Consider the following 24,004-nt stretch of genomic DNA (forward strand, 5'->3'; position numbering starts at 1 on the left):
CGTCAGCCCTGTTCGGGGCCACCGTTCTCCTCGTCCGCCGTGTCGTCGTTCTTCTGCGTGCCCTGCGAGCCCGGCTGGGGCTCGGCGACGGCCACCCGCGCGGGGCGGATGGTGCGTTCACCGATGCGATACCCGGGCTGCAGGATCTGCACGCAGGTCGTCTGCGTGACGTCCGGCGAGTAACTGTGCATCAGGGCCTCGTGCACCAGCGGGTCGAAGGGCTCGCCCTCCTTGCCGAACTGCTGCAGCCCCATCTTGGCGACGACCGTCTCCAGGGACTCGCCGACCGACTTGAACCCGCCGACCAGCTCCTTGTGGTCCCGGGCACGGCCGATGTCGTCGAGCACCGGGAGCAGCTCGGTCAGCAGGTTCGCGATCGCGATCTCGCGGACCGCGATCCGGTCCCGCTCCACCCGGCGGCGGTAGTTCTGGTACTCCGCCTGGAGCCGCTGGAGGTCCGCCGTGCGCTCACCGAGCGCCGTGCGCACCTGGTCCAGCTGCGCCTGCAGAGCGACGTTGGCGTTGGCGTCCCCGGCCGGGGCCGCCGGGCCCGCCTGGTCGGCGGACCCGGCGCCGGGCCCCGCCTCGCCGGGGGAGTCCCCCGGCGAGGTGGAACCGGCCTCGGCAGAGGGGACGTCAGGCTCCTGCTCGAAGCCCGGGGTCTCCTCCGTCACGCGGCACCGTCCTTCTTGTCCTCGTCGACGATCTCGGCGTCGACGACGTCGTCGTCGGCCTGGGGCTGGGCACCGCCCGCGGCACCGGCCGCGCCGCCCTCGGCCTGGGCGTTGGCGTACAGCGCCTGGCCCAGCTTCTGCGAGGTGGCGGCGACCTTCTCGGTCGCCTCGCGGATGGCGGCGGAGTCCTCGCCCTTCAGCTTCTCCTTCAGGTCCGCGACGGCGGCCTCGACCTCGGTCTTGACGTCACCGGGGACCTTGTCCTCGTTGTCCTTGAGGAACTTCTCGGTCTGGTAGACCAGCTGCTCGGCCTGGTTGCGGGTCTCGGCGGACTCGCGGCGCTTGTGGTCCTCCTCCGCGTACTGCTCGGCCTCGCGCATCATGCGGTCGATGTCGTCCTTCGGCAGCGCGGAGCCACCGGTGACGGTCATGCGCTGCTCCTTGCCGGTACCGAGGTCCTTGGCGGAGACGTGCATGATGCCGTTGGCGTCGATGTCGAAGGCGACCTCGATCTGCGGGATGCCGCGCGGGGCCGGCGGCAGACCGGTCAGCTCGAACATGCCGAGCTTCTTGTTGTACGCCGCGATCTCGCGCTCGCCCTGGTAGACCTGGATCTGCACCGACGGCTGGTTGTCCTCGGCCGTGGTGAAGATCTCCGAGCGCTTGGTCGGGATCGTGGTGTTGCGCTCGATCAGCTTGGTCATGATGCCGCCCTTGGTCTCGATACCGAGGGACAGCGGGGTGACGTCCAGCAGCAGGACGTCCTTGACCTCGCCCTTGAGGACACCGGCCTGGAGGGCGGCGCCGATGGCGACGACCTCGTCCGGGTTGACACCCTTGTTGGCGTCCTGACCGCCGGTCAGCTCCTTGACGAGCTCGGCGACGGCGGGCATACGGGTCGAGCCGCCGACGAGGACGACGTGGTCGATCTCGGAGAGCTGGATGCCCGCGTCCTTGATCACGTTGTGGAACGGGATCTTGCAGCGCTCCAGCAGGTCCGTGGACAGCTGCTGGAACTGGGCGCGGGTGAGCTTCTCGTCCAGGTGCAGCGGGCCCTCGGCGGAGGCCGTGATGTAGGGCAGGTTGATCGAGGTCTCGGTGGACGAGGACAGCTCGATCTTCGCCTTCTCGGCGGCCTCGCGCAGACGCTGCAGCGCCATCTTGTCCTTGGACAGGTCCACGCCGTGACCCGAGGCGAACTGCTTCACCAGGTAGTCGACGATGCGCTGGTCCCAGTCGTCACCACCGAGGTGGTTGTCGCCGTTGGTGGCCTTCACCTCGACGACGCCGTCGCCGATCTCCAGCAGCGAGACGTCGAAGGTGCCGCCACCGAGGTCGAAGACGAGGATGGTCTGGTCGTCCTTGTCCAGGCCGTACGCCAGGGCGGCGGCCGTGGGCTCGTTGACGATGCGCAGGACGTTCAGGCCCGCGATCTCGCCGGCCTCCTTGGTCGCCTGGCGCTCGGAGTCGTTGAAGTACGCCGGGACCGTGATGACCGCGTCGGTGACCTTCTCGCCGAGGTATGCCTCCGCGTCCCGCTTCAGCTTCTGCAGGATGAAGGCGCTCATCTGCTGCGGGTTGAAGTCCTTGCCGTCCAGGTTGATCTTCCAGTCGGTGCCCATGTGGCGCTTGACCGACCGGACGGTCCTGTCGACGTTGGTCACGGCCTGGCGCTTGGCGACCTCGCCGACGAGCACCTCGCCGTTCTTGGCGAAGGCGACGACGGACGGCGTGGTCCTGGCACCCTCGGCGTTGGTGATGACGGTGGGCTCGCCGCCTTCGAGAACGCTGACGACGGAGTTAGTCGTGCCCAGGTCGATGCCGACCGCACGTGCCATGGTGGAATCCTCCAGCTGCCTACTTGAGTGGAACTGGCTCAAGGGTGCCTCACAGCTCTCACCCTGTCAACAGACCTGAGTCGTGGTGACTCAACTTATGGGCCAGCCCTCCGCGCACGGACGGCCACGGCGAGCGACCGCGCGGCCGCCGGACCGCTCCTGCGTCAAGGGAAGGCACGCCTCAGCGACACAGATCACCGGCGGCACGGCTGCGCACGTGCGCCGATACTGGGTAGTCTCAGGAGAACCGAATAAGTTACTGCTTAGTAGGCAGCCGGGCGTCAGCCCCGAGCCTCCGCTCTCGCAGGTCCGAGGAGCCCCCTCATGCAACTCGCCGCGATCATCGTGTCGCTGGTACTCGCCGTGGTCGGCGTTGCGCTGTTCAGCCGCGCCATCGCCCAGATCTACCGGTTCGTACGACTGGGCCAGGACGTCCCCGCGGACACCCGTACGGACGACTGGCGCGCACGCACCGTCACGGTGGTCCGGGAGTTCCTCGGCCACACCCGGATGAACCGCTGGGGCGTCGTCGGCGTCGCCCACTGGTTCGTCGCCGTCGGCTTCTTCTCCCTCGTGCTCACCCTGGTGAACGCCTTCGGCCAGCTCTTCCAGGCCGACTGGATGCTGCCGGTCATCGGCCACTGGCTGCCGTACGAGGTGTTCGTCGAGTTCATCGGCCTGATGACCACGCTCGGCATCCTCACGCTCATCGTGATCCGCCAGCTGTCACGGCCGGGCCGGGCGGGCCGCAAGTCCCGCTTCGCGGGCTCCAACACCGGCCAGGCCTACTTCGTCGAGTCCGTCATCCTCATCATCGGCCTCGCGATCATGACGCTGCGCGGCCTGGAGGGCGCCCTGGCGGAGGTGCACGGCTACGAGGCCGCCTACTTCGCCTCGTACCCGCTGGTCGCGGCCTTCAAGGGGCTGAGCGTCGGCACGCTGCAGAACCTGGTCTACCTGACCGCGATGATCAAGATCGGGACCTCCTTCATCTGGATGATCACGGTCGCCCTCAAGACCGACATGGGCGTCGCCTGGCACCGCTTCCTGGCCTTCCCCAACATCTGGTTCAAGCGGAACGCCGACGGCGCCGTGGCGCTCGGCGCCCTGCTCCCCATGGCCTCCGGCGGCAAGCCGATCGACTTCGAGGACCCGGGCGAGGACGACGTCTTCGGGGTCAGCCAGGTGGAGCAGTTCTCCTGGAAGGGCATCCTCGACTTCTCCACCTGCACCGAGTGCGGCCGCTGCCAGTCGCAGTGCCCCGCCTGGAACACCGGCAAGCCGCTCTCCCCGAAGCTGCTGATCATGTCGCTGCGCGACCACGCGCACGCCAAGGCGCCGTACCTGCTCGCCGGCGGCGGCAAGACCGCGGAGGGCGAGGAGAAGGCCTCCGAGGAGCAGCTGAAGGACGTCCCCGCGTCGGCCCTCGCGGAGGCCGAGCGCCCGCTGATCGGCACCGCCGAGGAGAACGGCGTCATCGACCCGGACGTCCTGTGGTCCTGCACCACCTGCGGCGCCTGCGTCGAGCAGTGCCCGGTGGACATCGAGCACATCGACCACATCGTCGACATGCGCCGCTACCAGGTCATGATCGAGTCCTCGTTCCCGTCCGAGGCGGGCACGATGCTCAAGAACCTGGAGAAGAAGGGCAACCCCTGGGGCCTGCCCAAGAAGCAGCGGCTCGCCTGGGTCAAGGAGGTCGACTTCGAGGTCCCCGTCGTGGGCGAGGACATCGAGGACCTCACCGAGGTGGAGTACCTGTACTGGGTCGGCTGCGCCGGCTCCCTGGAGGACCGCGCCAAGAAGACCACCAAGGCCTTCGCCGAGCTGCTGAACATCGCGGGCGTCAAGTTCGCGATCATGGGCGGCGAGGAGAACTGCACCGGTGACTCCGCCCGCCGCCTGGGCAACGAGTTCCTCTTCCAGCAGCTCGGCGCCGAGAACGTCGCCATGCTGAACATGGCCTTCGGCGAGGACGACGAGGACGAGTCGACCAGGAAGCCGAAGGCGCAGAAGAAGATCGTCGCCACCTGCCCGCACTGCTTCAACACCCTGGCGAACGAGTACCCGCAGCTCGGCGGCGAGTACGAGGTCATCCACCACACCCAGCTGCTGCAGCACCTGGTCGACGAGGGCAAGCTCGTCCCCGTCACCCCGGTCGAGGGCATCATCACCTACCACGACCCCTGCTACCTGGGCCGCCACAACAAGGTCTACACGCCTCCGCGCGAGATCATCGCCAAGGTGCCGGGCCTGCGGAACGAGGAGATGCACCGCCACAAGGAGCGCGGCTTCTGCTGCGGCGCCGGCGGCGCCCGCATGTGGATGGAGGAGCGGATCGGCAAGCGCATCAACAACGAGCGCGTGGACGAGGCGCTGTCCCTCAACCCGGACATCGTCTCCACCGCCTGCCCGTTCTGCCTGGTGATGCTCTCCGACTCCGTCAACGGCCGGAAGAACGAGGGCAAGGCCAAGGAGTCGCTGCAGGTCGTCGACGTCTCCCAGCTGCTGCTGGACTCGGTCAGGACCCCGCTCGACCCCGACGGCGAGCCGGAGACGGCGAGCGAGCCGCAGCCGGAGCCCGCGAAGTAGCACGTGGAGCAGCCCGGTCCGCGGACGGACCGGGGAACGCCGGTGGGCGCGTACGGATCCCGTACGCGCCCACCGGCGTTCGTGTGCTCTTCCCGCTCCCCCGGCGCCCTCAGCCGCCGATGCCGGACTGCCGCAGCAGCGCGGCGAAGGAGGCGGGGTCGAACAGCTTCTGCAGGTCGGCCTGGGACACCGCCGTGCCGTCGATCTTCACGTACGGGGTACCCGTGGCACCGCTCTTGACGAAGGCCTCCTCGGAGGCGGTCACGAAGTCCCCGTACGACTGCTTGCGCACTGCCGTGTCGAAGGCCGCCCCACGCAACCCCTTCACCTTGCCGGCGAGCTCCAGCAGGTACGCGTCGGTGAACCCGTCCACCTGCTCCTGCGGCTGGTTGGCGTAGAGCAGCTCGTGGTAGGTCGCGAAGGCCCCGGTACCCGCCTCGACGGACGCGCGCAGGGCGCCCGCGGCCTTCTTCGAGCCGCTGCCCTTGAGGTTCTCGTCCAGGAACGAGGCCAGGGTGTACTGCAGTTTGACCTCACCGGCCTTCGCCAGCGCCGCCAGCTGCGGACCGGCGGCCGTCTCGAACGCCTTGCAGATCGGGCAGCGCGGGTCCTCGTAGATGTGGACGGTCTTCGGCGCCGCCGGGTCGCCCACCGTGATCGTCGTCCCGTCCGCCTCCAGACGGGCCGGCAGCGCGGCCAGCACCGCGGGGTCCGGCTTCACCGGCACGCCGCCCACGGCGGACGAGGCGGCGGGGGAGCTCGCCGCGGCCGGCGCGTCCGGCGAACCGGAGTCGGTCGTCAGCAGCCCGCACCCCGTCACCGCGAGGGTCAGCAACCCCGCGACCGCCGCGCCCACCGCGGCACGCGCTGAGGTGCGCGCGGTCCCGCGCGCGGCATTCCGTACGGCCCTGACAACCATCGGCACTTCCGTCCCTTCGGATCCGTTCCGCCCCGAACGGTAGGGCTTCACCGGCCCGTATGCCCAACCGCACGACCGGCCCGCCGGCATTCCCCCGCGCGGGTGTTCGCCCCGGGTGCACCCGGACACAACCTTCCGTCCACCCGGCCTGTCACACAGTCACCTGTTCCGCACCGATGGGAGCCGCCGTGCGCGTTCGCGTCCTCGCCCTCGCCCTCACCGCGACGGCAGCCTGCCTCGCCCTGCCTTCCCAGGCGGCCGGGGCCGCCACGCCCGCCAAGCCGTACGACTTCAACGGCGACGGCTACCCCGACCTGGCGATCGGCGTGCCGGGAGGGACCGCGGGCGGCAGGACGGCCGCCGGGTACGTCGCCGTGGTCCCCGGGTCGGCCGGCGGCCCCCGCACCTCCGCCCGCCGCACCGTCAGCCAGTCCACCGCGGGCATCCCCGGCTCCTCCGAGACCGGCGACCGGTTCGGGGCCCGCCTGGCCAGCGGCGACCTCGACGGGAACGGCTACGCGGACCTGATCGTCGTCGCGCCGGGCGAGAACGCGTCCGCCCTGGAGGACACCGGCCGCATCACCATCCTGTGGGGCGGCTCCTCCGGCTTCACGCGCGGCACGTCCCTGCCCGGCTCGGGCGCCTACAAGGGCACGGGCTTCGCCGGCCTGGCCGCGGCGGACGTCAACGGCGACGGGCGGCTCGACATCGTCACCGGCAACCGGGGCGACGAGAGCGGGGGCCTCTCCGTGGCCCTCGGCCCGTTCGCCCCCGGCCGGGCACCGGCCGCCCTCACCACCGTCACCGATGACGGCATCCCGCACTTCGTCGGGCGCATCCGCCTCGCGGTCGGCGACATCGACGGCGACGGCAGGACGGACGCGGCCGTGGCGTACAACGGCCTCGACGGCGGCGGCACCGCCTATCTGCGCGGCACCGCGGCCGGCCTCGTCCGGGCGCCGTCCTGGTACGGCGAGACCACGGGTGAGGCCCTGGCGGTCGGCGACTTCGACGGGGACGGCCGCGCGGACGTCGCCGTCGGCGGCGCGGGCTTCGGCATCCACGACACCGAGGAGCCGTGGGTGCCCGAGCACCCGCTGCCCACCCGTACCGGCGGCATCGTCCGCGTCCTGTACGGCAGCGCCCAGGGCCCGGCCGCCACGCGGCCCCCGGTGGACCTCGCCCAGGGCACGGCGGGCGTACCCGGCAGCGACGAGGCCGGCGACCGCTTCGGGGCGGCCCTGGCGGCGGCGGACCTCACCGGCGACGGCCGCGCGGACCTCGCGGTCGGCGTGCCCGGCGAGGACGTCGGCACAGTGGCCGACGCGGGCAGCGTGACCGTCCTGCCCGGCTCCCCCTCCGGCCTGACCGCCACCGGGGCCCGGACCCTCCACCAGGACTCGGCGGGCGTGCCCGGGGGCAACGAGCGCGGCGACGGCTTCGGCGGCACCTCCGGATGCGGCCTCCTGCTGCGCGACCTGAACCGCGACGGCCGCGCCGACCTCTCCGTCGCCGCCCCCGGCGAGGACGCGGGCAGCGGCCGCGTGTGGACCTTCCGCGGCACCGCCTCCGGCATCACCGCCACCGGTTCGGCCACCTTCACCGCGGCCGGACTCGGGCTGCCCCGTCCGACCGGCGGCCTCGCCTTCGGGGCCACGCTCTGCTCCTGAAGCCGGTGCGCGGCGCGGACGTCCCACAGGCCACTCGAAAAAATTTGCGCCTCTCACGCAACTGTTTGGGATGGTCGCGGGTCTGAGTTGTGCCAACCGCGTCCGCCGTCCGGCTGAACACCGGGTGAACGGGCGCGGCGGCTCCTCCACAGACTGCGGATGCCCACGGGCATCCCCGCATGCACAGGAGTACACCCGCATGCACAAGCGCACCCGGGTCGCCCTCGCGGCGACCGCAGCCGCCGCGCTCACCGGCGGCCTCCTCACCCTCGCGGCGACCCCCGCCTCCGCCACCGGCACCGGCCACAAGGCGGACTTCAACGGCGACGGCTACGCCGACGTCGCCTTCTCCGCCGGCAACGCCTACGTGAGCGGCCTGAAGGGCGCCGGCCAGGTCGTCGCCCTCTACGGCTCCTCCAACGGCCTCACCGCCGCCCGCCGCAGCGTCATCAGCCAGAACACCTCCGGCGTCCCCGGCGGCGCCGAGAAGGGCGACGGCTTCGGCTGGATGACCGCCGTCGGCGACTTCAACAGCGACGGCTTCAGCGACCTGGCCGTCGCCGCCGCCTCCGAGGACCTCGGCAGCGACGTCGACGGCGGCATGGTCACCATCCTGTGGGGCTCCTCGAAGGGCCTCACCGGGGGCACCACCCTCGCCGACCCCGCGCCCAGCAGCCACGACCGCTGGGGCCGCTCCCTCGCGGCCGCCGACTTCGACGGCGACGGCAAGGACGACCTCGCCGTCGGCTCCTCCGCCAGCACCGTCTACGTCTACAAGGGCGGCATCACCAAGAGCGGCACCTCCGGCGGCCGCTACACGGTCAAGCCCCCGATCCAGTCCGGCGGCGACACCGGACCGCTCAACCTCACCGCGGGCGAGGTCAACGGCGACGGCATGAGCGACCTGATCGTCGACGGCTACGAGACCACCAGCGACTACGGCTGGAACGCCAACTACTACCTCCCCGGCTCCGCCTCCGGCCTCGTCGCCTCGCGCGCCGTCAAGCTCCAGGGCGGCGTCATCACCGGCATCGGCGACGTCAACGGCGACGGCCACGGCGACATCGTCATCGGCGTCAGCTGGGACCCGGGCACGGGCGGCGAGCCCAGCGTCCCCGGCTCCGTCAAGGGCGGCACCGTCAAGGTCGTCTACGGCACCGCGACCGGCCCCGGCAGCGCCACGTCCATCACCCAGGACAGCGGCAACATCCCCGGCGGCTCCGAGAAGGGCGACGCCTTCGGCAGCGAGCTCCACCTCGGCGACGTCAACGGCGACGGCTTCCAGGACCTCGCCGTCGGTTCCGCGGGCGAGGACCTGGACGGGGTCGTCGACGCCGGCTCGGTCACCCTCCTGTACGGCTCGCCGACCGGGCTCAACACCACGGCCGGCTACCAGTACTTCACGCAGAACACCGCGGGCGTGCCGGGCTCGGACGAGAAGTACGACCAGTTCGGCGGCGAGCTCCACCTCGACGACGTCAACGGCGACGGCAAGGCCGACCTGACCGTCACCACCTACGGCGAGAACGGCGGCAACGGCGCCGTCACCGCCCTGCGCTCCGACGGCACCAAGATCAGCACCAGCGGGGCGCTGTCGATCGCCCCCAGCACCGTGGACGTCTCCACCTCCGGAAGCCCCCTGTTCGGCGCCAACTTCGGCAACTGACCCCGCACGCGCGGGCGTGGAATCTGTCACAGCTTGGCAGCAATGCCCCTCCGGGGGCGGGGGGCGCCGCCCTCCGCCCCCGCGAACGGGTACGTTCGAGGCGTGGCTGGATTCAGGAACGGACGCGGACGGGACGGGGACGTGCAGCACCCGCATCAGCAGTACGGCGGCTACCCGCAGCAGAACACCTCGCCGGGCGGGCAGCAGCCCCACCACGGCTTCACACCGGCCGCCGAGGGTGAGCCCGAGTACTTCGGCGGCTCCGCGGCGCCGGCGCCCTCGTACGACAACAACCCCGGGCACACCCGCGCCTTCTCCATCGGCGACGCGCCCGACGCCTACGACCCCTACGAAGCGCAGTCCCCGCAGCACCCGGACCAGGTGTCCACCTACCGCGCGGGCCACACCATGGCGCCCCCGGCCGGCCCCCGGCTCGGCTGGAAGCAGCTGCTGAGCGGGATCGTCATGCGCCCGTCCGCCACCTTCTGGCAGATGCGCGACTACCAGGTGTGGGGCCCCGCCCTGATCGTCACCTTCCTCTACGGGCTGCTCGCCGTCTTCGGCTTCGACAGCGCCCGCGAGGACGTGCTCGACGCCACCCTCTCCAACAGCGTCCCCTGGGTGGTGTGCACGGCCATCGCCGTCATCCTCTGCGGCCTGATGCTCGGCGCCGTCACCAACGCCCTCGCCCGCCAGCTCGGCGGCGACGGCGCCTGGGCGCCCACCATCGGCCTGGCGATGCTCGTCACCTCGCTGACCGACGCCCCGCGCCTGGTCTTCGCCGTCTTCCTGGGCAGCGCCAACAGCTTCGTCCAGTTCCTCGGCTGGGCCACCTGGATCGGCTGCGCCGCCCTGCTGACCTCCATGGTCTCCAAGTCCCACGACCTCCCGTGGCCCAAGGCCCTGGGGGCGGCGTCGATCCAGCTGATCGCGCTGCTGGTGCTCTTCAAGCTCCCGGTGATCTGAGGCCCGCCCGCCACCCCGGCACGCGGAACCGGAACCACGGGTAAGGGGCGCCACTCCAGGAGTGGCGCCCCTTACCCATGTCCCACCGGCGGCCTCAGTCGTCGGCCGCCACGAGGAGCGTCAGGGCCGCGTGCGCGTGGTCGACGACGACGTACTCGTGGAACGCGCAGTGCACACCGCCCCAGTCGTGGAACGCGTCCCTGCCCAGTCGGCCAGACGGTGGCAGGCGGTCCCGGGGCCGATCACGCGGTGCACCCGCTCCTCGAGCACGGCTTCCAGGGACGTGGGGACCCTGCCGTACCGGGCGGCCCAGCCCCGAAGCGTCCGGATCGCGTCAGCGGGGGCCACCGGCCGGTAGGCGCCCGGGCTGATGCGGTCGAGCCGGTACGGGCCGTGGCGCGTGCCGTCCGGCTCGACGTCGCCCCCCGCGTAGTCGTCGCGGAACTGCTCGTGGGCGATCAGCGCCCCCAGCAGCTCCCGGTCACCCGCCCCGGGCGGGAAACGGAACGCCTTGAGGGAGACCCAGCGGAACGCGTGCCCGCCGGCGTCCTGGAACGCGTGGTCCCGGAAGTTCACGAAGGACCCGGCCACGAAGTGCAGCTGCGGCACGGCCATGGATCAGAGCGCGTCCCTCGACGGGGTGATCGGCTCCCCCGCCCCGCGCACCGGAGGCAGGACGCTCCAGGCGTCGTTGACTCTATGAGGGTCGTTCCCGAGCGCCCTCCGGAGCAGCAACTCATCCTGCACACCGCCGCCCGCAGCCACTCCGCCACCTGCGGGTTAAGGTGCCACTAAACGAGGAGGCGATGTGAAGCGCAGGCCGAGGTGGCAAAACCACCCAAGCTGGTACCTGGTGTTTCCGATAGCACCACTCCTGATCTTCGTGACGATCGAAGACAGCGCATTCTCACGGTTCCTCTTGGCTTCAGGACTCGCTTTGGCGGCAAGCCAGTACGGGAGAGAGGCAGCAAAGCGAGCCCAGCGGAGTGCAACACCCGTCGCGCCCACACCCGACCATCACTGACCTGAGGCGACCAGCGGGAACACAACGACGCGAGGCTGGCAGCAGCACAGCCTCGCGTCCGTCGCTAGGGGTTCCGATGGTCTTAGGTCAACGCCACACCGGCTCAATCAAGCTCGGGTCGAACTTGCGCTTGCCCCGCCCCGCGGGATGGATCAAGACAGCCGACAGGCTGTGCAAGATCAACGCCTGCTGACGCTCGATGGGGAGGGATTGGAAGTCCTCCGCGGTATCGACGCCCAGCGATGCGGTCTGCTCCCTTTGCTTGTTGAAACGTCCACGCTCTAGTTTCAGCTCGTCGCGTCGCCGTTCCAGGTCGGGCAGGAGCTGCAGCAGTGTCGACACGGTGATCTTCTTGGTCTTGGCGGCCTGTGTGAGCGCCGCGATGTCCGCCTCGACGTCAGCAAGCTCGAACGCCAGAGGCCACGGCTCAACTCCTTCCACGGCAGCTCCCGCAGCCCTTTCGCGCTGCTCAGCAAGAACGAGACTGATGATGAACTCGTCAACGGGGTCACCGGCGCGCGCGACCCTGCCACATCCCCCGTTCACCACGGAACATTGATAGCTGAACCGGCTGCCGGCGGAGCCAGTCTTCCGTCGCCTGTTGACTTGGCCGCGGATCTTGGCGTGACACAGCCCACAGCGAGCGATGCCAGACAGCAGGTACTTCCGAGCGAGCGAGTGACCGGGATACTTCTGCTTGCGCTCCACGACCACGGCGCACACCGCTTCCCACTCTGCAACGGTATTGATGGTTTCCCAGTCTCCGATGACTGGTTGCCCGTCGTCACCGAGCAGGATCTCGCCGCGGTATGTGCGGTATCCGCAGAGACGTGGGTTGGTCAGCATGCGTTCCACGAGGTGATGAGGGAGCCGCGTAGTCCCCTCCCGGGGATGCCCCAGTCCGCGACCCTGCCAGTCAGTGCGGATGGTCCCAATTCGTACGCCTGCCAATAGCTGCTTCTGGGCATCACGGATGTGCTCAGCGGCAACGGGGTCGACTTTACGTCCGCCCTTTAGCCAACCGTATGGAGCTGGACCGCCATTGGGCTTACCCTGCCTCGCCAGCTCAAGGTGCTTTCGCTGGATGCGGCGCGAGGCGTCATGGGAAGATTTGTTGGCGAATGCCACCATTACGCGAGCCATGGTGCGGCCATCAGCCGTGCCAAGGTTCACGTCGTTGGTGAGGGTAGCGAACACGCGGCGCTTGTGCTCGTCGTAGAGGTCGATGAGGCGCTCAAGGTCCTTTGGCTGGCGAGCGAGGCGATCGAGGTCGTACGCCACGACGCCATCAATCAGTCCGTCCGCCAAGTCGGCCAGCATCAACTCGAACTCGGGCCGCCGAACGTTCCGTTTGAACGCGGACACGTCGTTGTCCTCGTAAACCTTGGCTACGTCCCAGCCTCGTAGATCGGCCAAGCGTTCGCAGTCCTCGCGTTGACGAGCAACGCCGAGGCCTCCGCCCTCATCATCCCGGGAGATTCGCGTATAGACCGCGACTCTGAGAGTCACCGCTGGGCCCTGCCTTGAAGGATGAGGAGACGATGCACCCACTCGTCATCCCTTGCCGGAGCGTGACGGAGGTGCTTGGCGATCCACTCGTCCTTTGTCATGACGCGCTTGCGCTGTTTATGTTCAGTCCTTGCAGCCATCAAGATCACCCCCGTTGTAATGGGCAAGCGCTTCGCGGGCGGTTTCGCGATTGAGCTGGATGTCGCGGGCGATCGATGCGGCGAGGAGTGATTCGCCGGGGGTGTGGCCGTGGCCGGCGTATTGCCAGTCGGCCAGGACCAGGACGGTGTCCGGCTCGATGGGCTCCAGGCCGAGGCCCGCGTGTTCTTGGGCGGCGCGGTAGTCGGCGCGTTCCTGGCGCAGGGCGCCGAGGGTGGTGGAGTAGGCGCGGGATTTGGTGGAGAAGTGGCCGCGGAAGCCGAGCATGTGTGCCCAGGCCCACAGCCGTCGGTCGGGGTAGAGGTCGTCGAGGTCGCGGCAGGCTTGGATGAGGCGGCGGGCGTGGTCGGGCACGCCGTGGCGGTCGAGTTCGGAGAGCTCGCCTATGCGGCGGTCGAGGGTGCCGGTGTTCTCTGCTGCTTTGGTGGCGTACTTGGCGACGTAGGAGGCGACGGCCTGCTCGGTGATGTCGGAGCCGTCACCGAACGCCTTCACTGGCCGAACGTCGAGCTGGGCACCCCAGCGGAACGTCCGGGCCGATTGGTCACCAGCAGCGGGGATGGTAATCGAGGTGTACGAGTGGCGGGCGGCAGCGCGGACCGCGTCCTCCAATAACCCCGTGGTCGCCCAGGACGGCGGGGCGGTGTCCGGACCGTCCGGGCCGTCGAGGCGGATGACGGCGTGGAAGTGGACGGCGCCGCGCTTTTGGAACTCGGCGACCTTGCCGAAGGAGATCCGCAGGACCTCGGCCATGGCCCGTTGGGTGAGGCCGGCGCGGGCGGCGATCTCGCGGCGGAGCCGGTTGGTGAAGCGCTGCCACAGCTGCCCGGCGTGGTTGTTGAACAGCACCGCCCCCGCATAGTCATACGTCACCGGATCGAGCGCAGTACCGAGCGCCGGGTCATCGGCTGTGTGCTGGGTTCCGCAGCGGCAACGGCCGGTGTCGGGCCGGTTGTGGACGCGCCCGAAAGAGGGGGCGGTGAGCGTGGCAAAGACCCGGGGGTGATCCCGCACGGTGCCGGGGATATCGCGGCGGTCGTCGCCAGCCAGGCCCGCCCGGATGAGGTGGTAGGTGTCGCCTGCGTACGTCCAGGCGCACGAGGGGCAGCGGGAGGCGCGGCGGTTGCCGCAGGCGATGCGGAGCCGGCCGCCGGGTTCGTTCTCGGTGGAGTAGTGGTGCAGGGTCTCGCCGCTGGTCTTGTCTTTGGTGAGGGTCCAGCCGGTCAGGTGGATGGGGTCGGAGCAGCCGCCGGTGCGGCGGATCTGGTCTTCCCAGCGGTGGAAGCCCGGGGACCCGGCCACCCGCAACAGGTCGGTCAGGGTGGTCGGGTCCAGGCCCGCGAGGGTCGCGGTGTCGGTCACGCGCGGCCCCCGGCAAGGGAGGCGGCAGTGCGGGTGGAACGGGCGCCGGTGCCGTGGCAGGCCGGGCAGTGAACGGTGAGGGTGCGCAGGTGGCCACGGTGGTCGCGGCCGCCGAGGGTGATGGCGGCGGAGGCGAAGCCGTCGCAGGCCGGGCAGATCCGCGCCGGGGGTGGTGTGGGGTGGGCCATGATGGGGGTTCCTTCCGGATCTCTGGTTCGGGCAGGGGCACGGCTCCCGGGGCGGGCGATACTTGGCGGTTGGCACCGCCCCGGGGGCCGGTCAGCGGTGCTTGTGCTGGCTGTTGAGCATCGAGCGCAGGACAACAGCGCAGACGGCCACCGAGGCGGCGGTAACGGCGACCGCCAGGAGCAGCGAGACCAGAACGGCGCCGACGACCAGGACCACCGCAGTCCCGCCACCGACGAGCGCGACCAGGGCGCCCGGGGTGCGCTGCACGACGGGCCGGGACGACACCGGAGCCACGGGCAGAGGCGCGGGGGCCGGGACGTACTGCACGACGCCGGCGGCGGGCTCGACCGGCAACGGGAGCGTCACACCGGTCGGCATGGGGTTAGTCGGGATCTTCGGCCGGAGCATGAGCGTCTCCCTACTTGATGACGGTGTCGATGACGGGGGCGAACAGGCTGTCGGCGATGAGGTAGCCGCCCAGGAGCAGCACCAGAACCAGCCAGAGCGGCGGGCGGATGAGCTTGCAGCCGAGGTAGCCGACGACGATCAGGGCGAACCAAAGCGGGACGTCCACGGTTCTGCCTCCTACCGGGCCGAGCAGCGGTGAGTGCGGGCGGCCAGCTGGGCAGCTGACTGGCTGGAGTAGTCGGCGGACCAGCCGCAGCGGTCGTTGGTGCACACCGCGGCGTGCTTCGTGGTGCCGTGCCGGTCGCGGTGGGTGCCGATCTGCACGGGGCCGATCCGCATCACGGAGTGGAAGAAGTCGCGGGCGGGCATGGGGTCAGTCCTCCTGTCCGGTGAAGTCGCCGGCGTGGTCGGTGAGCCACTGGCGGATCTCTGGGTGTTCGTCGTCGGTCGCCTGGTTGATCGCGTCCTCGCCCAGGCGCATGGCGTCCACCAGGCGGTGGTTCCGGGTGAGTTCGGCGGACCGTTCCAGGGCAGCGCGGATGTGCGGACGCATCGGGGTTTCCTCCTTCTCAGGTGAGGTGGGCGGCGATGGCGTCGGCCAGCTGGGCGGGGACGCCGAGCCGGAGGCGCAGGGTGTCGGTGTCGATCCGGTGGCCGGTGCGGGCGTGGTGGTCGTCGGCGACCTTCCGGGCATGGGTCACGAGCGCGGCCGGGACCGTGGGAAGGGCCGGCGGGGGCGCAGGCAGGGCCGGGATGGGCTCGGCTGCTTCGACGGCTTCCGGCTCGGGCTCCGGTGCGGGGGCCCGTTCAACGCTGGCCGTTTCAGGCGCCTCGGGGGCCGGGGTTTCCAGGCGTTCTTGGGCGGGGCTTGGGGTGTGGACGAGGAGGGTGCCGCCGAGGAAGGCCAGGGCGGGCCATCCGGCCACGAGGATGCTCAGCCAGTCCGGGACGTGGTCGAGGTCGAGGAGTCCGGCGGTGGCGATGTTGGCCCCGAGGGAGGCGGACAGGGCCACCGCGAACCACAGCCACGCGGCACGGACGGGGGCGCCGTCGGTGCGGAGGGTGCGGAGTCGTCGCCAGGCAGCAACCAGGAGCAGGTCGACGCTGATGGGGTAGGCCCACGCCTTCCAGCCGCTCTGTCCGGCAGCGGCAGCGAGGTCGTGCAGGTGGGCGAAGGACAGGGCACCGGCGATCACGGCCTGGACCAGGACGGCGTCCACGCGGAGCTTAGGCATCGTCGGTCTCCTTCCTGCTTCGGGCATAGGAGGGGTAGGGACCTTGGCGCGAGGCGGTCACGCCGACCGTTGGGACGGGGAGAGATCAGGCCACGGCGGGCGCGGTCTTCGCTGCGACTTCGGGCGCAGCGACCGGGGCGAGCGGGAGCACCAGGGTGGGCCGGTAGGGGGCGAGTTCGGGCACGTCGGGGGTGCGGTCGGCGTGCCGGTTGCAGGCGTTGACGGCCTGGCGGAGCGTGGTGTGGGGGGTGCGGATGCGGGCCCATCCGCCGGTGGAGTCGCCGGCCACGGCGATGCCGGGGGTGTCCGGGCGGATTTGGATGGCAGCGAGGACGGCGTCGGGGGCGATGTCGCCGAAGGCCATGTTCGCGCTGGGTTCGTCGTTGACGCGGTGGGCGGTGCGGCCGGTGAGCTGGGCGCGGAGCATGGTGATGCCCTTGCCGAGTTCGGAGCCGAAGCGCTGTCCGCAGATCTCCAGGTAGATGCCGGCGGCGCGGCCGAGCTGGGCGAGCCGGGCGAGTGCGGTGATGATGCGGTCGCGGCGCTTTTCTTCGTCCTTGGTGGTGAACAGCGCGAGTTCGGCGACCTCGTCGACCAGGACCACGACCGGGGTCGGGCGCAGGTGGTCGGACAGATCCCAGATGTCGGCGGCGATCTCCGCATCGGGCACGTCGGCGGTGATCCGCTGTTCGGCGCGGATGAGCTGGTAGACGGCCTCCATGCGGTCGATGAGAGCGTCGAGGAGGTCGGCGGCAGTGTCGGCGTCGTCGGCCAGCGCGGAGAACCGGCGGGCCAGCGGGAACAACTCCACACCCTGCTTGCAGTCGATCCCGACCAGGGCCACATCCTGCGCGGCCAGCTCGGCAACCAGGTTCCGCTGGTACACCGACTTGCCGGACTTCGTTGCGCCGAGGGTCAGGGCGTGCGGGACGGTGCGGTAGTCGCGGTAGTGCACGGCGCCGTCTTCGCGCAGGGCGACCGGGACCCGCATCGGGGTGCGGTCGATCTTCGCGGGCATCTGCACGCGCTTGAGGACGTCGTAGCCGGTCATCCGCAGCTCAACGACACCCGAGCGCAGCTCGCGCGAGGTCACGCCGTACATGCCGAACGAGTGCCGCAGCCGGTCGCACGAGGCGGCGACGTCGAAGGCGTCCTGCCCCGGGCGCAGACCTAACCGCACCACCAGGCCGGTCCGAGTGGGGCGCAGGCGCAGGATGCGCGGGGCCCGGGGGCCGGGGGCGGGGCGGTTGGTGGCCCGCGCGAGGGCCATGCGCCAGCGGGACGGCGGAACGGTCAGACCGCACGCCTCCATCACCGAGCCGTAGCGGACCAGGACCCGCAGGACGGCGAGGGTGACGCCGAAGGTCAGCCAGTACCAGGCGGGGCGCCGCCACCGCAGAACCAGCGCGGTGGCGACGACCAGCAGCAGCGCGACCGTGAAGCGGGTCATGGTCAGGCCGCCTTCGCGATGCCGGCGGCGAGCGAGGTGACCGCGACCGCGCGGAAGCTGATGCCGTGGCGGCGCTGGCCGTTGAACTCGTTCTCCCACGGCCGGGCGACCAGGCCGGTGATCGCGACCGGGGTGCCCATCACCAGGTCACCGGAAATGCCCGGCTCCGGAACGGACACCGACAGGATCTCGACCTCGCCGTTCGCCGCGAACATCACGTCCACGGTCATCATCGTCGCGCCGGTCTCAGCGTCCGTGGCGATCTCACCGGTGCGGCGGTCGCGGACCTTGGGCTGGGGCGCCTGGGCCACCATCACGGTGGCGGCGGAGGTGTCAACGGGGATCTGACGCATCAGTGTGCGCTCCTTCTCTGCATGAGAGCTTGTCGTACTTAGTGTGTTGAGCTGATTCGAGAGTGCACCTGTCCTACTTGGTGTGTCAAGTGGCTATCGACGTCCGTCCATGCAATGTGCTGCACTAGGTACAACAAGCACTGAGAGGGTCCATGGCCGACTTCACCGGGCGGGCGGCGTACCTGCAGATCGCCGACGAGTTCAAGCAGAAGATCCATGACGGGGAGCTGGCCCCCGGAGACAAGCTGCCGTCAGAGTCCGAGCTGATGACCATTCACAACGTGTCACGCACAGTCGCCCGGCAGGCGATCTCCAGGCTTCGCGAGGACGGCTACGCGATCTCTCACCAGGGCAAGGGCAGTTTTGCCGCCATGCCCGGCAAGGGCGTGCCCGTGAAGAGGAGCCCGGAGTTCGAGCAGATCACCGAGCACCTGTCGGAAGTCCGCCGGGACCTTCGTCGTCTGGCCGATCGGATGGACCAGCTCGAAGACCTCGTCCGGCGCCAGACGCCAAAGCGGTGACCACACCATCGGCGCGACGCACCAACTCCGACAGCTCCTCTCCAAGTGCCGTGACTTCATTGATCAGTTCCATCCGTTCAGACGGGGTCAGTGCCATCTCGGCCCCCTCGCTGCACCATCGACCTGACAACACCTTGGGTTGTCAGCAACGCTAGAACCGGACCGAAGCAGGACCCCGGAAAATCTCTCCGGGGTCGCGCCGGGAGACGGGGGGACGCTCTTCCCATGCGAGGAATGACGACGAACCTGACGATCGGCGAACGAGTCGCGTGGTACCGCCGCAGGCGCGGCATGTCCCAGGACGTCCTAGCCGGACTCGTCGGCCGCACGGTCGACTGGCTCAGCAAGGCTGAGAACAACCGGCTGGAACTGGACAGGCTGTCGGTCATCAAGTCACTGGCCGACGCCCTAGACGTAACCCTTGGCGACCTGCTCGCGGAACCGACATTGCTGGAATGGACGGCGGACAGCGGCTCACGCACGGTGCCCGCACTCCGGTCCGCGCTGATGAACTACCGCCAGCTCACTCCAATGTTGGGAGTACCCACGGAGGGCGAGGCGACCCCCCTCGACGAGCTACGCGGCAACGTCGCGGCAGTCTGGGACGCTTACCAGGACTCCCGGTATGGATTCGCCACCCGCCGGCTGCCCCTCCTCCTGGCTGACGTGCTCATCGCAGCCCAGACGTACGAGGGTCGGGAAGGCGAGCAGGCGCACGAGCTGATGGCCATGACCTACCAGGGTGCCGCGATGGTGCTAACCAAGCTCGGGGAGACCGACCTCGCATGGATCGCGGCGGATCGCGGCCTGGCAGCCGCCCAACAGTCCGGGAATCCCGTCGTGACGGGATCACTGTTCCGCTCCGTCGCTCACTGCCTGCTCTCCAACGGCCGGTTCGACGCCTCCGTGCAGTTGGTCAGTGACGCGGCCGACTACCTCCACCCGGGCCTCAACGACGCCAGCCCCGAGTTCCTGTCCATCTACGGAACACTGTTCCTCGCAGGCTCGATGGCCGCCGCCCGTGCCGAGGACCGCGGCACAACGCGGACCTTCCTCGCAGAGGCCGACCGGGTCGCGCAGCGACAGGGGCGCGACGCCAACCACGTATGGACCGCCTTCGGCCCCACCAACGTCGCCATCCACCGCGTGGCCACCGCAGCCGAGCTGGGCGACATGCAGGTCGCCATCGACCTCGGCCCGCGAATCGACACCAGCTCAATGCCGACCGAGCGCCGCGCGCGCCACAACCTCGAAGTGGCCCGAGCGCTCAGCGCACACAACCGCACGGATGACGCGCTTGTGAAGATCCTCGAAGCCGAAAGCTGGGCACCCGAGCAGGTGCGCAGTCACTACCTCGCGCGAGAGCTGGTCCTGACATGGGTCCGCAACCAGCGCAGCCGAGCCAGCCATACCCTGGCCGGCCTGGCCAACCGGCTGCACGTCATCTGAGATAGGTACGCTCACCTGCATGGCAGCAAACCCACACGAAGCAAAGATGGCGCATCCGCGCATGGCCGCGGGTGCGCTCTTCTTTGATGCCGGCGGCCGGGTGCTGATGGTCGAGCCGACCTACAAAGGCTACTGGGAGATCCCGGGCGGATACGTCGAGACCGGCGAATCCCCGCTGCACGCTGCCATCCGCGAGGTCCGTGAAGAGCTGGGGATCACTCCACCCATCGGCCGCCTCCTGGCCGTCGACTGGGCGCCCAGTGACGCCGAGGGTGACAAGGTGCTGTACATCTTCGACGGGGGCGAGCTCGCCCCGGAGTACCTGGCGCAGATCAGCTTGCAGCCCGATGAGCTCAAGGGCTTCGCCTTTGTGGCGCCGCTTGAGGTCGCCGTGCGCACCATCCCGAGACTGGCTCGCCGGATCCTCGCTGCAACGGAAGCCAGGAACGGGTCTGCACTGGTCTACCTGGAACACGGGCAGAAGCCTGACGGCGCCTCCGCATGAGTTAACGATCATGAAGTGATCGCAGTGCGGTAAGACTTTCTCTACTTCATCAAGGCGCTCCCGCCGCGCAGAGCGCGGCGGCGCGCGGCCCGGCGCCTCGGCCCGCCGCTCCTGTCTGCGCCCCGCTCCGGCCCGGCCGCCGGCCGCCCGCCAGTCGGCGAGGGGTAGCTGAGGAGGCAACCCGCTGTGGCTCGGGCGGTCGGCTCCACGGCTTTAGCCACCTCCCCGGTCCGGGACCCGCGCCGAGCAAGACCAGGGGGCCACTCGGACACATTGCGGGCAGGGGCAAGCCTGCCCGAGTTGCCAACCAGCGTACGGCCCCCTGATCATGCCCGGCCCCAGCCCAGGCAGGCCACCGGCCAAACCCGTTCCACCGACTCATGCCATCGCTGGCACACTACTCCCCTTCTCTTGTGACGAAATCGATTAGCTTCTTCTCGAAGCGTCCAGGAGGTCGGGCATTCATGGCGCCCTCTGCCGCCTTGCCAACCAAATAGGCGTTACCTGAAATTACCGAGAGGAACATAGCGGCTTTTGTTTCGTGGGAATCCTTCTGGGTTTTCAAGTGATTCTTAAGCGCTGCTAGTCGACTCGGAGTCAGGTCCACCTGTGGCGCACTTCTATAGTCGCTGATCTCGACGATAACCCAGCCAGCCGTTCGCCGCACTCCCTCATCGACGTCTTCGAAAAATAGAGTTAGCAGGTCGGGAAAGAGTTCTGCACTACGATCTGCACCAAATTCGATAGAGCGTGCAGCCCACGCCGTCGCCCATAGGGACGCTAGCCGCACGACAGGATTTTCATCTCTGATAAATTTGAGTACATCTGGAAGGCATTCCCGACACACCGCGATACTTTCCTGAGCGTCAAGGTCGCCGTTGCGAAAGCTCTCGAAGCCGCCGTGCTGCCAGTACGCCAGGGACATAAGAGCCCCCAAAGCACCCACGTGGTCGTAGACGTCGTCACCTCGCAGCATAGTTTGGAGTCGACGTACTACCTCTGGCGGATCGGCTACTTGCGGCAGGCTAAGCAAGAACAGTCGCGCCAAGATTCCAATACTGGGCGAATCGCCAAAATCTGCCGCCTCCACCTCCCCTCTGGCCTTTTCGATAAGCTGCTCACCATAGCGGCTGGTAAGTATGCCATCGAAATAGAAACTCTCAAGGTACGGGACTATCAAGTCGAGGGCCCTGTCTGCCAGCTCCGGCGTGGCTTGCACCTCGTCATCGAGGCACTGGTAGATCAGGTAGCACAGGTCGGACAATTGATTATGGATAAATTCGTCGCTGGCATCTCGACCGGCCGCCTCATCTGCCTCGCCTTGCTGGTCCAGGACACCCTCTAGAGTGTCACAGAGAAATGCAAGAAGATGCTTACCCCTCCTGCCGGCCAGCACTCCATACAGCGCAATCACCTCATGCCATCGAGGATTTCGCGCGTACGGTTTTATGGCTTCAAGATGCGCTCCGTCTACCGGTGCCCCAGCATGCCAACCCTGAGCAATAGCAGTAGCTGTCAAGTATTCTTGAAAGGTCAAGTGCTTGAACTCGTAAGTGGGTTGCAGTCGCCCTTCTTGAATTGCATGGCCGACCTGACTTACGAGGCTGCTCCTAAGCTCTATTCGCCTTAGAAGGTCATGGGAACTTAGCTTACAGTAACCGAGGACTTCCGGGAGCGCAGCTCTAGCGTCGCGAAACAAGCCAAGCATCTCATCCTGACTAACCTGCTGTTTACCAGAGGTTGTCATCGCATGGGCTAGATAAGCCAGATGCGGCTTTGCTTCATCCAAGTCAAGAGGATCGTAACCCTCAACATTCCAGGTCATGAGCAGCAGTTCGATGGCCTTCTCATACAGCACCGACCGCTTTCGTGGAAGATCTCCAACCCACCTTTGCACAAGTAGCAGTGTTGTCAAGAGGAGGGGGTTTACTGCTAGCCTCCTCACTCTGTCGGTTTCGATTATGCGATTAGCTAGAATCGCGGCACGTTCATCTGCGGAACTGCCGCGGCCATGTGCCTGCTTGTGCCAGGCGGTCGTTAGCGCCTTGATTTCATCATTGTTGAGCTCAGAAACCCGATACTGTATAAAGCTTTCACCCACAAATCCTGCCACCTCCCGGTAACCTGCTTCTCTGCTCGTTACAAGCACTGTGCAGAGCGGGTACCTACTCATGAAAGTTCTCAGCCTGCGAAGAAACCCCGCCCTTCCGGATGCATCCGGGAACTCATCTAGGCCGTCCACGAGCACCAAAGCCAAACCATCTCTAAGCGCCTGAGAAATGAGCTTCGAAAAGGCGTGGGCGCCAGATGGGATTTCTGCGTTTCTCGGAATATCTTCCAGTATCTCGATGATGGTCGCCCTGTTCCCGGAGCGAATTTCTCGACATTTTATTACAAGAGGAAGCCAATCCGCATCTGGCAGACCGTCTGATATGCGGCCCCGGCGGCGAGGATCTGCATAACTTGTCGCCAACCGCTTGACGAGAGTGGACTTCCCGGAACCGGGAGCGCCCAAAATGGTCACGGCCTTGTGGTCTTCCAAGATTTTGCGCAGCGGATGCCGTTCTAGGCGGCTACTTGTTACTTCGTATTCGCCATCCGTGTCGTCTTCTGATTCAGTGACGAGCTCCAAGTACTGCGGAATGTAGAGTTCTTCCAGTTCGATGCTCTTAGACCCAAGGTGCTGGTCTACAGGAAACCCTTCTAGGGTAAATTCACCGTATTCGGCGGCAAGATACTCGAAGTACGATTCACGTACCAATTCGACATCCCCCTCCGAAAGTTCGGGGGCCCCTTCGAGGTATGTAAGCTGACCGATTTCGCTTGCAATTGCATCAGATATACGTCGCCCAATCGAGAGGGAGGGGAAGTTGCCATCGGCGTGGACCAGCGTGAATCCCTTACGCTCACCAGCTTGCTGGAAATAGACCACCCACAGCCAGCCCGAGTCATGCGCTACCAGGTCAGCTTCTTCATCAACCATCCAATTGCGGCCACCGAGACCACCAGCCTTGTAGCATGCGACGGATCGAGACACAATAATGCGCCCCCGCTGCAACTGGTCCTGGATCTCTAGAGGACCGAGGAGAGTAACTCGCTTTCGACCGGTTGCGGCCTCCTGTTCTACGGCTGAGTCGGTAAACCCGGAGATCGAAACAAAATATCCAGATAGCGATTCACCGTCTCGACGTTCGGCATCCATTGCTCCTACGAATTTATTGACGTCACCCCCACCAATCTTCTCCTTTTTCGCTTTGCACTCGACAACGACCTTTCGGGATTCCAGAGAATGGGTCGCGACGATGTCTATCTCACGTCCCGGCTTGTGTATATTCGTTCGAGTTACCTCGTAGCCGAGAGCGTGAACTATGTCCTTCATTCGTTCATTGAACAGATCTCCTCGATTGTTTTCACCCTCAGCCACTACAAGAATTGCCATGCCCGGTCCCCCCGCCCTCACGCGTTGTCCCATGGGTTAGGAATTATCTCGCGCTTCTGATGGAATGTCTCGCGTT

22 protein-coding genes are annotated in these 24,004 nt (G+C 67.9%); 7 read left to right on the forward strand and 15 right to left on the reverse strand.

What is annotated here, in order from left to right:
• Positions 1-2: 2 nt before the first annotated feature.
• Together grpE and dnaK are read right to left on the reverse strand one after the other, a co-directional pair.
• Positions 3-674, reverse strand: a complete 672-nt coding sequence (gene grpE / locus AC1VWI_RS21685) for a nucleotide exchange factor GrpE (protein ID WP_499512673.1) — start codon at positions 672-674, stop codon at positions 3-5.
• A complete protein-coding gene (dnaK, locus tag AC1VWI_RS21690) occupies positions 671-2,512 on the reverse strand; it encodes a molecular chaperone DnaK (protein ID WP_499512674.1) in 1,842 nt (613 codons plus the stop codon). The genes grpE and dnaK overlap by 4 nt, the downstream gene beginning before the upstream one ends.
• Positions 2,513-2,836: 324 nt before the next feature.
• Between dnaK and AC1VWI_RS21695 the strand changes: the two genes are divergently transcribed.
• The gene (locus AC1VWI_RS21695) at positions 2,837-5,104 is read left to right on the forward strand and encodes a (Fe-S)-binding protein (protein WP_499512675.1); all 2,268 of its coding nucleotides are present in this window, start codon (positions 2,837-2,839) and stop codon (positions 5,102-5,104) included.
• 109 nt (positions 5,105-5,213) lie between these two features.
• Here AC1VWI_RS21695 and AC1VWI_RS21700 read toward each other — a convergent pair whose 3' ends face one another.
• Complete coding sequence (locus tag AC1VWI_RS21700; RefSeq protein WP_499512676.1) at positions 5,214-6,023, reverse strand: thioredoxin domain-containing protein; 810 nt, start codon at positions 6,021-6,023, stop codon at positions 5,214-5,216.
• A gap of 188 nt (positions 6,024-6,211) precedes the next feature.
• Between AC1VWI_RS21700 and AC1VWI_RS21705 the strand changes: the two genes are divergently transcribed.
• The 3 genes from AC1VWI_RS21705 to AC1VWI_RS21715 all read left to right on the forward strand — a co-directional run bounded on the left by AC1VWI_RS21705 (position 6,212) and on the right by AC1VWI_RS21715 (position 10,325).
• The gene (locus AC1VWI_RS21705; protein WP_499512677.1) at positions 6,212-7,693 is read left to right on the forward strand and encodes an FG-GAP-like repeat-containing protein; all 1,482 of its coding nucleotides are present in this window, start codon (positions 6,212-6,214) and stop codon (positions 7,691-7,693) included.
• A gap of 199 nt (positions 7,694-7,892) precedes the next feature.
• A complete protein-coding gene (locus AC1VWI_RS21710) occupies positions 7,893-9,359 on the forward strand; it encodes an FG-GAP and VCBS repeat-containing protein (protein ID WP_499512678.1) in 1,467 nt (488 codons plus the stop codon).
• 102 nt (positions 9,360-9,461) lie between these two features.
• The gene (locus AC1VWI_RS21715) at positions 9,462-10,325 is read left to right on the forward strand and encodes a Yip1 family protein (RefSeq protein ID WP_499512679.1); all 864 of its coding nucleotides are present in this window, start codon (positions 9,462-9,464) and stop codon (positions 10,323-10,325) included.
• A gap of 120 nt (positions 10,326-10,445) precedes the next feature.
• Here the strand turns inward: AC1VWI_RS21715 and AC1VWI_RS21720 are convergent, their stop codons facing one another.
• The 11 genes from AC1VWI_RS21720 to AC1VWI_RS21770 form a co-directional block, all read right to left on the reverse strand.
• Complete coding sequence (locus AC1VWI_RS21720) at positions 10,446-10,940, reverse strand: hypothetical protein (RefSeq protein ID WP_499512680.1); 495 nt, start codon at positions 10,938-10,940, stop codon at positions 10,446-10,448.
• 496 nt (positions 10,941-11,436) lie between these two features.
• Positions 11,437-12,900: a recombinase family protein gene (locus AC1VWI_RS21725; protein WP_499512681.1), complete on the reverse strand. Its 1,464-nt coding sequence runs from the start codon at positions 12,898-12,900 to the stop codon at positions 11,437-11,439.
• An 81-nt stretch (positions 12,901-12,981) separates the two neighbouring features.
• Entirely contained in the window at positions 12,982-14,379 is a 1,398-nt protein-coding gene (gene repSA / locus AC1VWI_RS21730; protein WP_499512682.1) for a replication initiator protein RepSA, read from the reverse strand.
• Complete coding sequence (locus AC1VWI_RS21735; protein WP_499512683.1) at positions 14,376-14,567, reverse strand: hypothetical protein; 192 nt, start codon at positions 14,565-14,567, stop codon at positions 14,376-14,378. Before AC1VWI_RS21735 ends, repSA begins: the two co-directional genes overlap by 4 nt.
• Before the next feature lie 91 nt (positions 14,568-14,658).
• Positions 14,659-14,976, reverse strand: coding sequence for a SpdD-like protein (locus AC1VWI_RS21740; protein ID WP_499512684.1), 318 nt, complete (start codon positions 14,974-14,976; stop codon positions 14,659-14,661).
• A 10-nt stretch (positions 14,977-14,986) separates the two neighbouring features.
• Entirely contained in the window at positions 14,987-15,142 is a 156-nt protein-coding gene (locus tag AC1VWI_RS21745) for a hypothetical protein (RefSeq protein WP_499512685.1), read from the reverse strand.
• Positions 15,143-15,153: 11 nt separating this feature from the next.
• Positions 15,154-15,345, reverse strand: coding sequence for a mobile element transfer protein (locus AC1VWI_RS21750; RefSeq protein WP_499512686.1), 192 nt, complete (start codon positions 15,343-15,345; stop codon positions 15,154-15,156).
• A gap of 4 nt (positions 15,346-15,349) precedes the next feature.
• A complete protein-coding gene (locus tag AC1VWI_RS21755) occupies positions 15,350-15,529 on the reverse strand; it encodes a hypothetical protein (protein WP_360909918.1) in 180 nt (59 codons plus the stop codon).
• A 16-nt stretch (positions 15,530-15,545) separates the two neighbouring features.
• The gene (locus AC1VWI_RS21760) at positions 15,546-16,211 is read right to left on the reverse strand and encodes a DUF2637 domain-containing protein (protein ID WP_499512687.1); all 666 of its coding nucleotides are present in this window, start codon (positions 16,209-16,211) and stop codon (positions 15,546-15,548) included.
• 85 nt (positions 16,212-16,296) lie between these two features.
• Positions 16,297-17,661, reverse strand: coding sequence for an FtsK/SpoIIIE domain-containing protein (locus tag AC1VWI_RS21765; RefSeq protein WP_499512688.1), 1,365 nt, complete (start codon positions 17,659-17,661; stop codon positions 16,297-16,299).
• A gap of 2 nt (positions 17,662-17,663) precedes the next feature.
• Positions 17,664-18,014, reverse strand: a complete 351-nt coding sequence (locus AC1VWI_RS21770) for an SCO3933 family regulatory protein (protein WP_499512689.1) — start codon at positions 18,012-18,014, stop codon at positions 17,664-17,666.
• 152 nt (positions 18,015-18,166) lie between these two features.
• Between AC1VWI_RS21770 and AC1VWI_RS21775 the strand changes: the two genes are divergently transcribed.
• From AC1VWI_RS21775 to AC1VWI_RS21785, 3 genes are all read left to right on the forward strand, one after another.
• Positions 18,167-18,535 (forward strand): winged helix-turn-helix domain-containing protein, encoded by a 369-nt coding sequence (locus AC1VWI_RS21775; RefSeq protein ID WP_499512690.1) that lies wholly within the window; start codon positions 18,167-18,169, stop codon positions 18,533-18,535.
• Positions 18,536-18,769: 234 nt separating this feature from the next.
• On the forward strand, positions 18,770-19,984 hold the full coding sequence (locus AC1VWI_RS21780) for a helix-turn-helix domain-containing protein (RefSeq protein WP_499512691.1): 1,215 nt from the start codon (positions 18,770-18,772) through the stop codon (positions 19,982-19,984).
• A gap of 19 nt (positions 19,985-20,003) precedes the next feature.
• Positions 20,004-20,489, forward strand: a complete 486-nt coding sequence (locus AC1VWI_RS21785; RefSeq protein WP_499512692.1) for an NUDIX domain-containing protein — start codon at positions 20,004-20,006, stop codon at positions 20,487-20,489.
• A 397-nt stretch (positions 20,490-20,886) separates the two neighbouring features.
• Here the strand turns inward: AC1VWI_RS21785 and AC1VWI_RS21790 are convergent, their stop codons facing one another.
• A complete protein-coding gene (locus AC1VWI_RS21790; RefSeq protein WP_499512693.1) occupies positions 20,887-23,928 on the reverse strand; it encodes a restriction endonuclease in 3,042 nt (1,013 codons plus the stop codon).
• Between the last annotated feature and the right edge of the window lie 76 nt (positions 23,929-24,004).

This window comes from Streptomyces sp. TOM-9 (assembly GCF_056858595.1).

Coding starts and splice junctions, on each gene's coding strand:
- AC1VWI_RS21760 (WP_499512687.1), bottom strand. CDS start 16,211: ATGCCTAAGCTCCGCGTGGACGCCGTCCTGGTCCAGGCCGTGATCGCC.
- AC1VWI_RS21790 (WP_499512693.1), bottom strand. CDS start 23,928: ATGGCAATTCTTGTAGTGGCTGAGGGTGAAAACAATCGAGGAGATCTG.
- AC1VWI_RS21700 (WP_499512676.1), bottom strand. CDS start 6,023: ATGGTTGTCAGGGCCGTACGGAATGCCGCGCGCGGGACCGCGCGCACC.
- AC1VWI_RS21780 (WP_499512691.1), top strand. CDS start 18,770: ATGACGACGAACCTGACGATCGGCGAACGAGTCGCGTGGTACCGCCGC.
- AC1VWI_RS21735 (WP_499512683.1), bottom strand. CDS start 14,567: ATGGCCCACCCCACACCACCCCCGGCGCGGATCTGCCCGGCCTGCGAC.
- AC1VWI_RS21785 (WP_499512692.1), top strand. CDS start 20,004: ATGGCAGCAAACCCACACGAAGCAAAGATGGCGCATCCGCGCATGGCC.
- AC1VWI_RS21775 (WP_499512690.1), top strand. CDS start 18,167: ATGGCCGACTTCACCGGGCGGGCGGCGTACCTGCAGATCGCCGACGAG.
- AC1VWI_RS21770 (WP_499512689.1), bottom strand. CDS start 18,014: ATGCGTCAGATCCCCGTTGACACCTCCGCCGCCACCGTGATGGTGGCC.
- AC1VWI_RS21750 (WP_499512686.1), bottom strand. CDS start 15,345: ATGCCCGCCCGCGACTTCTTCCACTCCGTGATGCGGATCGGCCCCGTG.
- AC1VWI_RS21710 (WP_499512678.1), top strand. CDS start 7,893: ATGCACAAGCGCACCCGGGTCGCCCTCGCGGCGACCGCAGCCGCCGCG.
- AC1VWI_RS21740 (WP_499512684.1), bottom strand. CDS start 14,976: ATGCTCCGGCCGAAGATCCCGACTAACCCCATGCCGACCGGTGTGACG.
- AC1VWI_RS21720 (WP_499512680.1), bottom strand. CDS start 10,940: ATGGCCGTGCCGCAGCTGCACTTCGTGGCCGGGTCCTTCGTGAACTTC.
- AC1VWI_RS21695 (WP_499512675.1), top strand. CDS start 2,837: ATGCAACTCGCCGCGATCATCGTGTCGCTGGTACTCGCCGTGGTCGGC.
- AC1VWI_RS21765 (WP_499512688.1), bottom strand. CDS start 17,661: ATGACCCGCTTCACGGTCGCGCTGCTGCTGGTCGTCGCCACCGCGCTG.
- AC1VWI_RS21755 (WP_360909918.1), bottom strand. CDS start 15,529: ATGCGTCCGCACATCCGCGCTGCCCTGGAACGGTCCGCCGAACTCACC.
- dnaK (WP_499512674.1), bottom strand. CDS start 2,512: ATGGCACGTGCGGTCGGCATCGACCTGGGCACGACTAACTCCGTCGTC.